This window comes from Pseudomonas sp. BIGb0278 (genome assembly GCF_024809895.1).
In the GTDB taxonomy this organism is placed as follows: Bacteria; Pseudomonadota; Gammaproteobacteria; order Pseudomonadales; family Pseudomonadaceae; genus Aquipseudomonas; species Aquipseudomonas shirazensis.
In genome coordinates, this window is record NZ_JANUEL010000002.1 from 149,267 (window position 1) to 162,212 (window position 12,946).

The window sequence follows — 12,946 nt, forward strand, 5'->3', positions numbered from 1 at the left end:
GGCAATTAGCAGGGACTCAGCTCAATATGGAGATGGCCCCAAGGTATTTCAAGGTGCGGGACAGATTGTCGCAGGCCAGGCTGTCCAGCCAGTGCACGTCGGACCAACCGCGCAACCAGGTGAACTGCCGCTTGGCCAGCTGGCGAGTCGCAATGATACCGCGTTCTCGCATCTCATTCTCATCTAGCTTGCCGTCTAGGAAATCCCAGACCTGCCGATAGCCCACTGCCCGTATAGACGGCAGCCCGGCGTGCAAGTCACTTCTGGCTCGCAGCTCTCGGACCTCATCGATGAAGCCCTGTTCCAGCATCTGTGAAAATCGTAACGCAATTCGCTCATGCAGAATGTGACGATCTGCAGGAGCGATCGCCAGACTGGCCACAGTATAGGGCAAATGGCCGGCCGCGCCTGCGTCTGCGCCGCTACTTTCGGCTGATTGGCGCTGGCGGTGGGCAGTCATGCTCTCACCACTCACCCGATACACCTCCAGCGCTCGGATCAAGCGCTGCGGGTCGTTGGGGTGGATGCGCGCCGCAGACACCGGATCGACCTCGGCCAACTGCCGGTGCAATTCGCCCAGGCCCAGTGCGCTGGCCTGGGCTTCCAGCTCGGCGCGCACGGCCGGGTCAGCCGCCGGCATGTCGGCCAGGCCTTCAAGCAAAGCCTTGTAGTAGAGCATGGTGCCGCCGACCAGCAGCGGGATCTTGCCGCGTGCGGTAATCTCGGCCATGGCCGCCAGGGCATCGCTGCGAAACTGCGCCGCGGAGTAGCTCTCGGCGGGGTCGATGATATCGATCAAGCGGTGCGGGTACGCCGCCAGGATGTCTTTCGACGGTTTCGCAGTGCCGATGTCCATGCCGCGATAGACCAGCGCCGAATCGACGCTGACCAGCTCGCAGGGCAGCACTTTGCTCAACTCGATGGCGAGATCGGTCTTGCCCGCCGCAGTCGGGCCCATGAGGAAGATCGCTGGAGGTTTGCTGCTCATGTCACCGACCGCGCAGGAAGAGTTTGTCCAGATCGTCCAGGCCCATCTGGGTCCAGGTCGGTCGGCCGTGGTTGCACTGGCCGCTGCGCTCGGTGTTTTCCATGTCGCGAAGCAAGGCGTTCATCTCGGGGATCGCCAGGCGCCGGTTGGCGCGCACGGCGCCGTGGCAGGCCATGGTCCCGAGCAGCTCGTTGAGGTGCGCCTGGATGCGGTCGCTGGTGCCGTATTCCATCAGGTCAGCAAGCACGTCCTGCACCAGCCGATTGGCTTCGGCCTGTTTCAGCAACGCCGGGATCTGGCGAATCGCGACCGTCTCCGGGCCTAGCCGCTGCAGCTCGAAGCCGAGGCGCTGGAACCACTGTGCATGCTCTTCGGCGCAATCGGCTTCACGCTGGCTCATCGCCAGGGTTTCCGGCACCAGCAGCGGCTGGCCACTGAGGCCTTCGCTGGCCATGGCCACCTTGAGCCGCTCGTACATGATCCGCTCGTGGGCGGCATGCATGTCGACCAGCACCAGGCCTTGGGCGTTTTCGGCAAGGATGTAGATGCCCTTGAGCTGCGCCATGGCGTAGCCCAGCGGCGGTATATCGCCCTGGCCGTCGGGCAGCGCGACCGGCGCGGCGCTGTTCAGCGGCGCATAGAATTCGCGGTAAGCGGCCTGCGCTTCGGCCACCGGCAGTGGCTGCGAGGGGCGCGGCGTGTGCTGGTACTGGTACTGGTAACCCGCACCAGCGCCGGAGCCGGAGCCGGCTGGAGCAGGCTGCTGCTGTTCGAGCACAGGCGTGGCCAGGCGCATCTCGCCCTGAGGGCCGAACTCGCCAGCCAGCTGGCCACCAGCACGCACCAGCTCGGCGGCTGCGGCAGGAGCGGCCACCTGACCTTCCGGGCGCACATCGGCCAGCGCGCGATGCAGGGTGCCGTAGAGAAAATCGTGAACCGTACGCCCTTCACGGAAGCGTACTTCGTGCTTGGTCGGGTGCACGTTGACGTCGACGCCGTTCGGCTCCAGCTCAAGGAACAACACAAAGGTCGGATGGCGGCCGTTGAACAGCACGTCGCGATACGCCTGGCGTACCGCATGGGCCACCAGCTTGTCGCGCACCGCCCGGCCGTTGACGAAGAAGTACTGCAGGTCAGCCTGGCTGCGCGAGAAGGTCGGCAAGCCGACCCAACCCCATAGGCGCAGGCCGTTGCGCTCGACGTCGATCGGCAGCGCCTGCTCAAGAAAGCCCGGGCCACAGATCGCGCCGACTCGCCGCGCCCGCGACACATCATCGGCGGCCTCGTGCAGGCTGAGGATGCTCTTGCCGTTGTGACGCAGGTGAAAGCCGACATCGAAGCGTGCCAGTGCCAGGCGGCGGATGACTTCCTGCAGGTGATCGAATTCGGTTTTCTCGGCCTTGAGGAACTTGCGCCGGGCCGGGGTATTGAAGAACAGGTCGCGCACTTCTACCGAGGTGCCGACCGGGTGCGCCGCAGGCTGTACCCGCGGGGTCATGTCGCGGCCTTCGGTCTCGACCTGCCAGGCTTCGCTGGCATCGGCGGTGCGCGAGGTCAGGGTCAGCCGTGCAACCGAACTGATCGACGCCAGTGCTTCACCCCGAAAGCCCAGGCTGAGTACGCCTTCAAGGTCTTCCAGCTCGCGAATCTTGCTGGTGGCGTGCCGTGCCAGGGCCAGCGGCAGGTCATCCGGGGAGATGCCGCTGCCGTCGTCACGCACACGCAGCAGCTTGGTACCACCCAGCTCGACCTCGACATCGATGCGCCGGGCACCGGAGTCGAGGCTGTTTTCCAGCAGCTCCTTGGCTACCGACGCAGGTCGCTCGACTACTTCGCCGGCAGCAATCTGGTTGGCCAGCCGCGGGCTGAGCAGCTCGATGCGCGAACCACCGGTCATTGCTGCGACGCCAGGGTGGTACCCGGAATATCCAGATGCTGGCCGACCTTCAGCTCATCGGTTTTCAGGCTGTTGCTGCTGCGCAGGGCAGCCACGCTGACCTGGTAACGCACGGCGATCATCGCCAGGGTTTCACCCGGACGCACGGTATGGTCACGCGGGCCTTGGGCAATCTTGCCGCTGTCACGCAGCCAGGCGATGTAGGTGCCAGGCGGCGGGCTCTGTTGGAAGTACTGGCGCAAGCCGGTGTGGATCGAGCGCGCCAGCGCCTGCTGGTGGCTCTTGGTAGCCAGCTTGGCGGCTTCGTTGGCGTTGGAGATAAATCCGGTTTCGACCAGGATCGACGGAATATCCGGCGATTTCAGCACCATGAAGCCCGCTTGCTCGACCCGGCGCTTGTGCAGCGAGGTGATGCGGCCCATGTTGCCCAGCACTTTTTGCCCGACATCCAGACTGGAGCTGAGCGTAGCGGTCATCGACAGGTCGAGCAGAACCCCGGCGAGCATGCGGTCCTTGTCGTCGAGGCTGACGTTGCCGGCACCGCCGATCAGGTCGGAGCGGTTTTCCGTGTCGGCCAGCCAGCGCGCGGTTTCCGAGGTAGCGCCGCGGTCAGACAAGGCGAACACCGAAGCACCAAAGGCGGCCTTCGACGGCGCGGCGTCGGCATGGATCGAAACGAACAGGTCTGCACCCTTCTTGCGGGCGATCTCGGTGCGTTTGCGCAGCGGGATGAAGTAGTCGCCGGTACGGGTCAGCTCGGCGCGGTAGCCTTTCTCGCTGTTGATCTGGCGCTGCAACTCTTGAGCGATCTGCAACACGATGGTTTTTTCGTGCTGACCGCGCGAGCCGGAAGCGCCCGGGTCTTCGCCGCCGTGACCGGCGTCGATGGCAACCACGATATCGCGCTTGCCGCTCGGTGCTGGCGGCAGCTTGATCGCCGGCTGGGTCGGCGTTACCGGGATGGCCGGCGTGGTGGCCGGCGGCTGCACCGGCGTCGGCGCGGGCGTCGGCGTAGTGGCCGCGATGGCGTCGGCTTCCTGATCGTACAGGTCGACCACCAAGCGGTTACCGTACTGGGCATTGGGCGCCAGAACGAAGCTTTTCGGGGTGACGGCCTTTTTCAGGTCGATGACCACGCGCAGGTCGGTCGGCGTGCGTTGCGCCGAGCGGACACTGCTGATCGGGGTGTTGGAGGTGGCCACGTTGAGCGGCGCGCCGAGGGTGGCACCATTGATATCGATAACCAGCCGATCCGGTGCGCTCAGCGTAAACACGCTGTGCTGCACGGGCCCGGAGAGGTCGAACACCAGTCGTGTGTTGTCCGGCGCGCGCCACAGACGCATGCTTTTTACTTGTGTGGCGGCCAGAGCGTTGACAGTCACTGCGCTGAGCAGCAGACCGACAACGACGACCAGTGCGCGTATGCGCATACCTAACCCCATTTACTGTTGAATTTTGTTGGCCAGCGCGGTGCACCAGGCTTGGCCACGAGCGCCCTGCGGCAACAGGTTAAGCGAGCGTCCGCCCGCTTGCGGGCTTATGGTAATGGTCAGGTCGGGCTTTGGCAAAACGCCCGCACCTTTATCGGGCCATTCGAACAGGCACAGGGCGTCACCTTCGAAGTAATCGCGAATGCCCAGGTACTCCAGCTCTTCCGGATCGACCAGCCGGTACAGGTCGAAGTGAAACGCCCGCACATCGCCGATTTCGTAGGGTTCGACCACGGTAAAGGTCGGGCTCTTGACCGGCCCGGTATGGCCCAGGCCACGGATCAGGCCACGCGACAGGGTGGTCTTGCCGGCGCCGAGGTCACCCTCGAGAAATATCACGCCATGACCGCCGGTCACTTCGGCCAGTCGCGCGCCGAAGGCCACAGTGGCTTCTTCGTCGGGCAGAAACAGGGTTACACCTGACACGCTGAATGCTCCTCCAATAATTCACGAATGACCGGCAGCAGATCACTGGCTGCCAGGCCCCTGCCCTTGACGCCCAGGCGCTCGCCAGCGCAGGCATGCAGCCACACGCCCAGGCATGCCGCCGACCAGCCATCCAGACCCTGCGCCAGCAATGCGCCAAGCACACCAGTGAGCACATCGCCCAGCCCTGCACCGGCCATCGCCGGGTGGCCTCGCTGGCACAGCGCCAACTGTCCGTCCGGATCAGCCACCAGAGTACCCGCGCCTTTAAGCACGCAGATGCTGGCGTACCTGCGCGCCAGCTTGCGCGCAGCGCCGGCACGGTCAGCCTGCACCGCCTCGGTGGAAATCCCCAACAAGCGCGCCGCCTCCCCTGGGTGCGGGGTGAGGATGCTCGCGCCGGGCACGGCCAACGGGCTGCTGGCGAGCATGTTCAACGCATCGGCATCCCACACCTGCGGCACATCGCTGTTGGCCACAGCCGACAGCAGGCTGCGCCCCCATGCGGCCTGGCCAAGCCCGGGGCCGACCACCAGCACGGAAGCGCGGGTCAATACCTCGATCAACTGATTGGCCGATGACACGCCCAGGCACATGGTCTCGGGCAGCCGGGTCAGCGCCGCTGAAACATGCTCAGGGCGCGTGGCGATGCTGACCAGGCCAGCACCACAGCGCAGCGCGGCCTCGCCACTGAGCAGCGCGGCGCCGCCGGTGCCGAGGTCGCCACCGACCACCAGCACATGGCCGAAGTCGGTCTTGTGCGCGTCTGCACGGCGCGCCGGCAGCCGGGCGAGGTTGCCTCGGCTGAGGGTTTTTACCGCGTTGCCGGGGTGTTTGGTCTGGGGCATGGGGTCAAAGGCTCCGATGTCTGGCAGAATTATACGCACCTGAGCCTGTAATGCCTTGCCCATCCATGTCCGTTTGTATTCCTGACCTCGCCGCGCTGGCCCAATCGATCAAGGATTGGGGCCGCGAACTCGGCTTCGCCCACGTCGGTATCGCTGGTGTAGACCTGGGCGAGCATGAACAGCACCTGGAGCGCTGGCTTGCCGCCGGCTATCACGGCGAGCTGGACTATATGGCCGCGCATGGCAGCAAACGTTCCCACCCCGAGCAGTTGATCCCGGGGACACTGCGGGTGATCTCGCTGCGCATGGACTACCTGCCCGGCGATACGCGCATGGCGCAGGTGCTCGCACAGCCGGAAAAAGCCTACGTGTCGCGCTACGCTCTGGGCCGCGACTACCACAAGCTGGTGCGCAAACGCGTGCAGCACCTGGCCGACCGCATTCAGGCAGACATCGGCCCGTTCGGCTTTCGTGCCTTTGTCGACAGCGCGCCGGTGCTGGAGAAAGCCATCGCGCAGGAGGCCGGGCTGGGCTGGATCGGCAAGAACACCCTGCTGCTCAACCGCAAGGCCGGCAGCTACTTCTTTCTGGCTGAGTTGTTCGTCGACCTGCCGCTGCCGGTGGATGAAGCCCAGACCAGCGAGCACTGCGGCCGCTGTCAGGCGTGCCTGGACGTGTGCCCGACCAATGCCTTCGTCGGCCCGTATGTACTCGACGCACGGCGCTGCATTTCCTACCTGACCATCGAGCTGAAGCAGGCGATCCCGGTCGAGCTGCGCGCGATGATCGGCAATCGGGTGTTTGGCTGCGATGACTGCCAGATCGTCTGCCCGTGGAACCGCTTCGCCCGCCCCACCCAGGAAAACGACTTCAAGCCGCGTCACGGCCTGGACAATGCCGGCCTGGCCGAACTGTTCATGTGGGATGAGGCGACCTTTCTGGGCAATACCGAAGGCTCGCCGCTGCGCCGCGCCGGCTACGAACGCTGGCTACGCAATCTGGCCGTCGGGCTGGGCAACGCACCGTCGACCATTCCGGTGCTGGAGGCGCTGCAGGCACGCCGCGAGCACCCGTCCGAACTGGTCCGCGAGCATGTCGAGTGGGCGCTGGCCCAGCACGCAGAACGGCAGGCGCAGCCAGCGAGCTGAGTGACTACTGCTGGTCGTTATAGTGAAACTTGGGCATTTCCCAGTGAAAGCGGATCGCCAGCAAACGCACCAGAAAACCACCAAACAGAGTCAGCAGCGTGGCCTGCTCGGCCGGCAGATTGAAGTGCACGCAGCCCAGATAGAACCACGCCGCCGCAAACGACACGCTGGCATACAGCTCGCGGCGAAACACCAGCGGGATGTCGTTGCAGAAGATATCGCGCAGAATCCCGCCGAAGACCCCGGTGATCACCCCACTGATCGACGCCACCAGCAGGCCTTGGCCCATCTCCAGCGCCGTCATGCAGCCAATCAGCGTAAACGCCACCAGCCCCAGCGCATCGAGCACCAGAAACAGCGAGCGCAGATGGCGCATCAGTGGCGCGATAAAGATCGTCAGCAGTGCAGCAAAGCTGGTCAGCACCAGGTACTCGGGGTGCTTCACCCAGGTCAGCGGATAGTGCCCCAGCAGCACGTCGCGCACCGAGCCACCACCCAGCGCCGTCACGCAGGCGATCAGCACCACACCGAACCAGTCCATGCCGCGACGGCCGGCGGACAAGGCCCCGGTCATGGCTTCGGCGGTGATAGCGACGAGGTAGAGCATCAGCAACATGGTGCGAGTCCGTGCGAGAAAGGCGCGCAGTCTACCCAGTTGCACCCCGCACCAGAAGGGGGCGCGCCGACTATCGTCCGCCGGCGCAGCAGGCTTAAACCTTGATGAAGTGTTCGCGGTAGTGACGCAGCTCGGCAATCGACTCGCGAATATCGTCCAGCGCCAGGTGGGTGCCACCCTTCTGGAAGCTGTCGCGCACCTCAGGGGCCCAGCGTGCAGCCAGTTCCTTGAGGGTAGAAACGTCGAGGTTGCGGTAGTGGAAGTAGCTTTCCAGCGACTTCATGTGGCGGTACAGGAAGCGCCGATCCTGGCAGATGCTGTTGCCACAGATCGGCGACTTGCCCTTCGGCACCCACTGCTGCAGAAACGCGATGGTCTGGGCCTCGGCTTCGGCCATGCTGATACGGCTGTCACGCACACGCTGGGTCAAGCCCGAGCCGCCGTGGGTACGGGTGTTCCACTCATCCATGCGTGCCAGCACTTCATCGCTGTGGTGAATGGCGATCACCGGGCCTTCGGCCAGGGTGTTGAGGTTGCTGTCGGTGACGATGGTCGCCATCTCGATGATGACGTCGCTGTCCGGATCCAGACCGGTCATTTCCAGATCGATCCAGATCAGGTTCTGTGTGTTGTCCATGAAGGGCTCCTGAGATAGGCCGTCATAGTAGCTTAGTGGCCCGACCGGGTAATTGGCTTTGCTCGCTAATTCACTGTGTTCAACGATTCCACAGGCACCTCCCCAACCAAGGTTAACGAATAGGCCACAACAGGAGCATGCTAAACTGTCAGCCGTTTTCCAACCGCAAGCCACCACGGAACATTCATGGCCAAACGCCAGCTCAACCGCCGCCAAAACTGGCGCATCGAAAAAATCCAGGGCGAACGCGCCGAACGCGCCGCCAAACGCGAGCAGCACGTCTTGCAGGAACTGGAAGGCGGCGACCTCGGACCCGAGCAATTCGGCCTGGTCATCGCCCACTTTGGCGTCCAAGTCGAAGTCGAAGCCCAGGACGGCGACACAGTTGGCCAGATCTTCCGCTGCCACCTGCGCGCCAACCTGCCTGCACTGGTCACCGGTGACCGCGTGGTATGGCGAGCAGGCAACCAGGGCATCGGCGTAATCGTCGCGCAACTACCGCGCTCGACCGAGCTGACCCGCCCCAACAACCAGGGCGTGCTCAAGCCGGTAGCCGCCAACGTCGATCTGATCGTGATCGTCTTTGCCCCCGCCCCTGAGCCCCACGCCAACCTGATCGACCGCTACCTGGTCGCCGCCGAGCACGCCGGCATTCGCCCGTTGCTGTTGCTGAACAAGGCCGACCTGATCAACGAGCAAAATGCACCGGCGCTGAATGCCTTGCTCGAGGTCTACCGCGACCTGGGCTACCCCCTGCTGGAGGTGTCGGCGCACCACGGCGACGGCATGCAGCAGCTGCAGAAAATGCTCGATGGCCACGTCAGCGTGTTTGTCGGCCAGTCCGGTGTCGGCAAGTCGTCGCTGGTCAACAGCCTGCTGCCGCAGGCGCACACGCGGGTGGGTGATCTGTCCGAGTGGTCTGGCCAGGGTACCCATACCACCACCACGGCGCGGCTTTATCACTTCCCCAACGGCGGTGACCTGATCGACTCCCCCGGTATCCGTGAATTCGGCCTGGTGCACGTCAGCCGCGATGATGTCGAAGCCGGCTTCATCGAGTTCAGCGAACTGTTCGGCACCTGTCGCTTTCGCGACTGCAAGCACGACCGCGAGCCAGGCTGCGCCTTGCTCAAGGCGCTGGACGAAGGCCGGATCAAGCCACAGCGTATGCACAGCTACCGCTCGATCATCGCCAGCCTGACCGAAGACAGCTATTAACAGCTGGGGCAGGTAAGTCGGGGCTGCTTTGCAGCCCAATCGGCCTAACTGACTGGCATTACCGCATTGCAGCCCTTTTTTGCTGTGCCGCAGGCGGTTATTCCTTCGGCTCGTCCATCTTCAAGGTACCGTCCTCGAAGATATTGAGCTTCTGCCGTAGCTCACGCGGCTGCATCGGCGCCTCGCCGGCACCAGCGGGCGCTGCTGCACCTGGCGCTGCCGAGCCTGGCGCCGCGGGTGCGTCAGATGCCGGCGGTGCATCCGGAGTGCCCTGCTCGCCCTCGATATTGCGCTGGGCCTTCTTGGTCAGGACGATGATATCGATGCGCCGGTTGACCGGGTTGAACGGGTTCTTGCGATCGAACAGCGACGACGAGGCATAACCCACCACCCGCGCCACCTGATCATCCGGATAGCCACCCGCCACCAGCGCACGTCGCGCAGCGTTGGCACGGTTGGCCGACAGCTCCCAGTTGCCGTAGTCACCGCTGCCGGCATAGGCCTTGGCATCGGTGTGGCCGCTGACGCTGATCTTGTTCGGCACCGCCTTGATGGTGTCGGCCATGGCCAGCAGAATGTCCTCGAAGTACGGCTGCAAACGCGCGCTGCCGATGTCGAACATCGGCCGGTTCTCGGCATCCATGATCTGGATACGCAGGCCGTCCTGGGTGATCTCGAACAGGATCTGATCCTTGAACTTCTGCAGCTGCGGGTTTTCTTCGACCTTGTTCTGCAGCTCCTGCAAGAGCAGGTTCAGGCGTTCCTTTTCAACCTGCTCGGCCATGGTCTCGACCTGATCCTTGTCCAGCTGCACGCTGGTGTCGGGCGTCGGCTCGGACTTCACCTCAGGGTTGATGGTCTTGTCCGGCGCCAGCTCCGGCGAGCCACCCAGGTCAATCACATAGGGCGTACCGCTTTCGGAGAAGCCGATCGGGTCCTTGAAGTAGCCGGCGATGGCGATCTTCTGCTCTGGGGTGGCCGTCGACATCAGCCACAGCACCAGGAAGAACGCCATCATCGCCGTCGCGAAGTCGGCAAAGGCGATCTTCCAGGCGCCGCCATGGTGACCGCCGCCAAAGCGCTTGACGCGCTTGATGATTATCGGCTGATTGTTTTCCATGAATCAGCGACCGCGAACTGCTTGTTCCAGCTCGGCGAAGCTCGGACGGTGCTTGGGGTACAGCACCTTGCGCCCGAATTCCACGGCCAGTGACGGCGGCATGCCCGAGGCCGAAGCCACCAGCGACGCCTTGATCGACTCGTACAGATTGACCTCTTCCTTGGCATCGTGAGCCAGGCAGGTAGCCAGTGGGCCGAAGAAGCCGTACGCAGCAAGAATACCGAAGAAGGTACCCACCAGCGCCGCACCTACGTGCATGCCGATGGCAGCCTGGTCGCCCTCACCCAACGAGGCCATGGTGACGACGATACCCAGTACCGCCGCAACGATACCAAAGCCAGGCATGCCGTCGGCGATCCCGGTGACCGCGTGCGAAGGGTGGTCGAGTTCTTCCTTGAGGCTCAGCAGCTCCATGTCGAACAGGCCTTCGAGCTCGTGCGGAGCCATGTTGCCGGTGGACATGATGCGCAGGTAGTCACAGATGAACGCAGTCATGCGCTCATCACCCAGCACTGCCGGGTACTTGGCGAAGATCGGGCTGGCCGAGGCGTCTTCGATATCGCCTTCGATCGCCATCATGCCTTCGCGGCGGCTCTTGTTGAGGATCTCGTAGACCAGGCCCAACACCTCCAGGTAGAAGGTATGGGTGAAGCGCGAGCCGAACATCTTCATCGACTTCTTGATCACGTGCATGGTCATGTAGCCAGGGTTGGCCTGCAGGAACGCGCCAAACGCAGCCCCGCCAATGATGAGCACTTCGAACGGCTGGATCAGCGCCGCAATCTTGCCGTGGGAAAGCACGTAGCCTGCGATCACGCTCGCGAAGACGACGATGATGCCGATAATTTTAGCCATAGGTTCAAAGCACTTGAAGTCGAGGTCAGGGTCGGGGACGGGAGCTTGAAAACTCTTCTTCTACTTATCGGCAGAACTGCGCCAGACTATAGCCACTCCAAGTGAAAAGCCAGTTCGGACTGATGTCAAAATGCCAATTGAAACCAAGGTACCAAGTCAGACGCCACGCACTTTAGACCGCTGGATAAAACTGCTGGATGACGTGCGCCTGCCCGTGCCCAAGGAAAGCCACGACCGGGTACTGGCGGCCATCAATGACAACCGTCGATCATTGCGCGACATCGCCGAACTGATGCAGGACAGCCCCGCCTTGGTACTGTCGGTCATGCGTGAGGCCAATCACTCGGCCAACGCCAGCCAGGCCGAGCCGGCCGAGAGCCTCGAAGTTGCCCTCAATCGCCTCGGACTTGAGCGCAGCGCACAGCTGCTGGCGCGCCTGCCGGCCTTGCCCGGCGATGACATCCCGCCGGTACTGCGCCAGTTTCTGTTGATCAGCCAGCATGCCGCGCAGCAGGCCAGTGGCCTGTTCGCCAGCCGCCTGGCGCGGCTGTGGCAGGAGATTCACTGGGGCAGCCTGCTGTTCCTGTCGCCGCTGTGGCCGATGGCCGTGACCTACCCCAAGCTGCTCGACACCTGGGAGCTACGGGTTATCCACAAGGGCGAAAACGCTGCCGAGGTCGAGATCGAGCTGTTTGGCGTACGCCTGATGGAGCTGTGCCAGGCGGTCGCCCTGCACTGGCGCCTGCCGGAGTGGGTAACCCAGGGCTACCGCCTGCTTACCAGCGAACGCGAACAATTGGCTCAGGTATTCAACATTGCCCGCGAGACGGACAGCCTCGAGCAGCAGCATCGGCTGGATGAAGAACCAGGCCTGCGCCGCTGGTTCAACCAACCGGCCAACACCGTATTGCTGGCCAACGGCCTGGCACTGGCGGCGCAAGTCGGCTGGGACAACCCGCACCTGCTGCGCTGGCAACTGCTGACCGCGCTGTATTTGCAGACCTCGCTGGACGACGTCCAGCAGCAGGTTCACCAGCAAGCCGCAGCGAGTGCCCGCCATCACGCCCGCCACGCCCTGTTCCACCCGGCCGAAGCGTTGATCTGGCCATGGCAGCAGCGCCGCCCGCACCCGGACATGCTCACACCACCGCCGCCGCCTGCAGAAAACCTGGAGCGCTGGCGCTCGCTGTGCGCCGAAATGCTGGCCCAGCCCAGCCGCTTCAGCAATGCCGTGCACCTGGCTACCCACGCCCGCGATGCACTGCTCGCCTGCGGCATGCAGCGGGTACTGCTGCTGACCTACGACAAGGCCACTGATGCCTTGCGCGTGCAGCAGACTGCTGGCCTGCCCAAGGAAGCAGCTGCACTGAACCTGGCAGTCAAACAGAACAAACTGTTACAACGCTTGACCAGTCAGGCCGGGCAATTGCGCCTGACGCCGGACAACCACGCCCAGTTCGCCGCCCTGCTGCCAGCGCCGATCAATGCCCTGTTCCCCAGCGAGCACCTGCTGCTGCGCTCGCTGGCGGTCAATGGCCAGGTAATCATGCTGCTGCTTGCCGATCAGGCGGGCCGCCCGCTGGCCGACGTCAGCGTGCAGGCACTGGGCAAGACTGCACAGTGTATCGAGCGCGCTCTGGCTACCTTCGCCACCCGCAGTAGCTGAGCCTTACGCTACAATCGCCCCCTCGCGTTCCACCTGG

At 63.9% G+C, this 12,946-nt stretch carries 12 protein-coding genes; 3 read left to right on the plus strand and 9 right to left on the minus strand.

Annotated elements, in window-relative coordinates:
• Positions 1-16: 16 nt before the first annotated feature.
• The 5 genes from miaA to M2396_RS09465 are packed head-to-tail and all read right to left on the minus strand — an operon-like array spanning position 17 to position 5,649.
• On the minus strand, positions 17-988 hold the full coding sequence (miaA, locus tag M2396_RS09445) for a tRNA (adenosine(37)-N6)-dimethylallyltransferase MiaA (protein WP_101315907.1): 972 nt from the start codon (positions 986-988) through the stop codon (positions 17-19).
• A 1-nt stretch (position 989) separates the two neighbouring features.
• Positions 990-2,885: a DNA mismatch repair endonuclease MutL gene (mutL, locus tag M2396_RS09450; protein ID WP_259074409.1), complete on the minus strand. Its 1,896-nt coding sequence runs from the start codon at positions 2,883-2,885 to the stop codon at positions 990-992.
• Positions 2,882-4,327, minus strand: a complete 1,446-nt coding sequence (locus tag M2396_RS09455) for an N-acetylmuramoyl-L-alanine amidase (RefSeq protein WP_178080739.1) — start codon at positions 4,325-4,327, stop codon at positions 2,882-2,884. The genes mutL and M2396_RS09455 overlap by 4 nt, the downstream gene beginning before the upstream one ends.
• Positions 4,328-4,801, minus strand: coding sequence for a tRNA (adenosine(37)-N6)-threonylcarbamoyltransferase complex ATPase subunit type 1 TsaE (gene tsaE, locus M2396_RS09460; protein ID WP_101315901.1), 474 nt, complete (start codon positions 4,799-4,801; stop codon positions 4,328-4,330).
• Positions 4,789-5,649 (minus strand): NAD(P)H-hydrate dehydratase, encoded by an 861-nt coding sequence (locus M2396_RS09465; protein ID WP_259074415.1) that lies wholly within the window; start codon positions 5,647-5,649, stop codon positions 4,789-4,791. The genes tsaE and M2396_RS09465 overlap by 13 nt, the downstream gene beginning before the upstream one ends.
• A 65-nt stretch (positions 5,650-5,714) precedes the next feature.
• Here M2396_RS09465 and queG point away from each other — a divergent pair, with 65 nt between their 5' ends.
• On the plus strand, positions 5,715-6,797 hold the full coding sequence (gene queG / locus M2396_RS09470; RefSeq protein WP_101315897.1) for a tRNA epoxyqueuosine(34) reductase QueG: 1,083 nt from the start codon (positions 5,715-5,717) through the stop codon (positions 6,795-6,797).
• Between the two features lie 4 nt (positions 6,798-6,801).
• Here the strand turns inward: queG and M2396_RS09475 are convergent, their stop codons facing one another.
• Positions 6,802-7,413, minus strand: a complete 612-nt coding sequence (locus tag M2396_RS09475) for a trimeric intracellular cation channel family protein (RefSeq protein WP_101315895.1) — start codon at positions 7,411-7,413, stop codon at positions 6,802-6,804.
• A 94-nt stretch (positions 7,414-7,507) separates the two neighbouring features.
• Positions 7,508-8,050 carry an oligoribonuclease gene (gene orn / locus M2396_RS09480; RefSeq protein ID WP_259074418.1) on the minus strand — a complete coding sequence of 181 codons (543 nt, stop codon included), beginning with the start codon at positions 8,048-8,050 and terminating at the stop codon, positions 7,508-7,510.
• Positions 8,051-8,236: 186 nt separating this feature from the next.
• Here orn and rsgA point away from each other — a divergent pair, with 186 nt between their 5' ends.
• The gene (gene rsgA / locus M2396_RS09485) at positions 8,237-9,268 is read left to right on the plus strand and encodes a small ribosomal subunit biogenesis GTPase RsgA (protein WP_101315891.1); all 1,032 of its coding nucleotides are present in this window, start codon (positions 8,237-8,239) and stop codon (positions 9,266-9,268) included.
• Positions 9,269-9,365: 97 nt separating this feature from the next.
• Here the strand turns inward: rsgA and motB are convergent, their stop codons facing one another.
• Both motB and motA read right to left on the minus strand, forming a co-directional pair.
• Positions 9,366-10,388 (minus strand): flagellar motor protein MotB, encoded by a 1,023-nt coding sequence (motB, locus tag M2396_RS09490; protein ID WP_259074421.1) that lies wholly within the window; start codon positions 10,386-10,388, stop codon positions 9,366-9,368.
• 3 nt (positions 10,389-10,391) lie between these two features.
• A complete protein-coding gene (motA, locus tag M2396_RS09495) occupies positions 10,392-11,243 on the minus strand; it encodes a flagellar motor stator protein MotA (RefSeq protein WP_101315887.1) in 852 nt (283 codons plus the stop codon).
• Between the two features lie 130 nt (positions 11,244-11,373).
• Here motA and M2396_RS09500 point away from each other — a divergent pair, with 130 nt between their 5' ends.
• On the plus strand, positions 11,374-12,909 hold the full coding sequence (locus M2396_RS09500; RefSeq protein WP_181107302.1) for an HDOD domain-containing protein: 1,536 nt from the start codon (positions 11,374-11,376) through the stop codon (positions 12,907-12,909).
• The last annotated feature ends 37 nt before the right edge of the window (positions 12,910-12,946 follow it).

Excerpts from the sequence above, each read along its gene's own strand:
- M2396_RS09500 (WP_181107302.1), top strand. The coding sequence starts at position 11,374 with ATGCCAATTGAAACCAAGGTACCAAGTCAGACGCCACGCACTTTAGAC.
- M2396_RS09475 (WP_101315895.1), bottom strand. The coding sequence starts at position 7,413 with ATGTTGCTGATGCTCTACCTCGTCGCTATCACCGCCGAAGCCATGACC.
- mutL (WP_259074409.1), bottom strand. The coding sequence starts at position 2,885 with ATGACCGGTGGTTCGCGCATCGAGCTGCTCAGCCCGCGGCTGGCCAAC.
- queG (WP_101315897.1), top strand. The coding sequence starts at position 5,715 with ATGTCCGTTTGTATTCCTGACCTCGCCGCGCTGGCCCAATCGATCAAG.
- miaA (WP_101315907.1), bottom strand. The coding sequence starts at position 988 with ATGAGCAGCAAACCTCCAGCGATCTTCCTCATGGGCCCGACTGCGGCG.
- M2396_RS09455 (WP_178080739.1), bottom strand. The coding sequence starts at position 4,327 with ATGGGGTTAGGTATGCGCATACGCGCACTGGTCGTCGTTGTCGGTCTG.
- motB (WP_259074421.1), bottom strand. The coding sequence starts at position 10,388 with ATGGAAAACAATCAGCCGATAATCATCAAGCGCGTCAAGCGCTTTGGC.
- rsgA (WP_101315891.1), top strand. The coding sequence starts at position 8,237 with ATGGCCAAACGCCAGCTCAACCGCCGCCAAAACTGGCGCATCGAAAAA.
- motA (WP_101315887.1), bottom strand. The coding sequence starts at position 11,243 with ATGGCTAAAATTATCGGCATCATCGTCGTCTTCGCGAGCGTGATCGCA.
- M2396_RS09465 (WP_259074415.1), bottom strand. The coding sequence starts at position 5,649 with ATGCCCCAGACCAAACACCCCGGCAACGCGGTAAAAACCCTCAGCCGA.
- orn (WP_259074418.1), bottom strand. The coding sequence starts at position 8,050 with ATGGACAACACACAGAACCTGATCTGGATCGATCTGGAAATGACCGGT.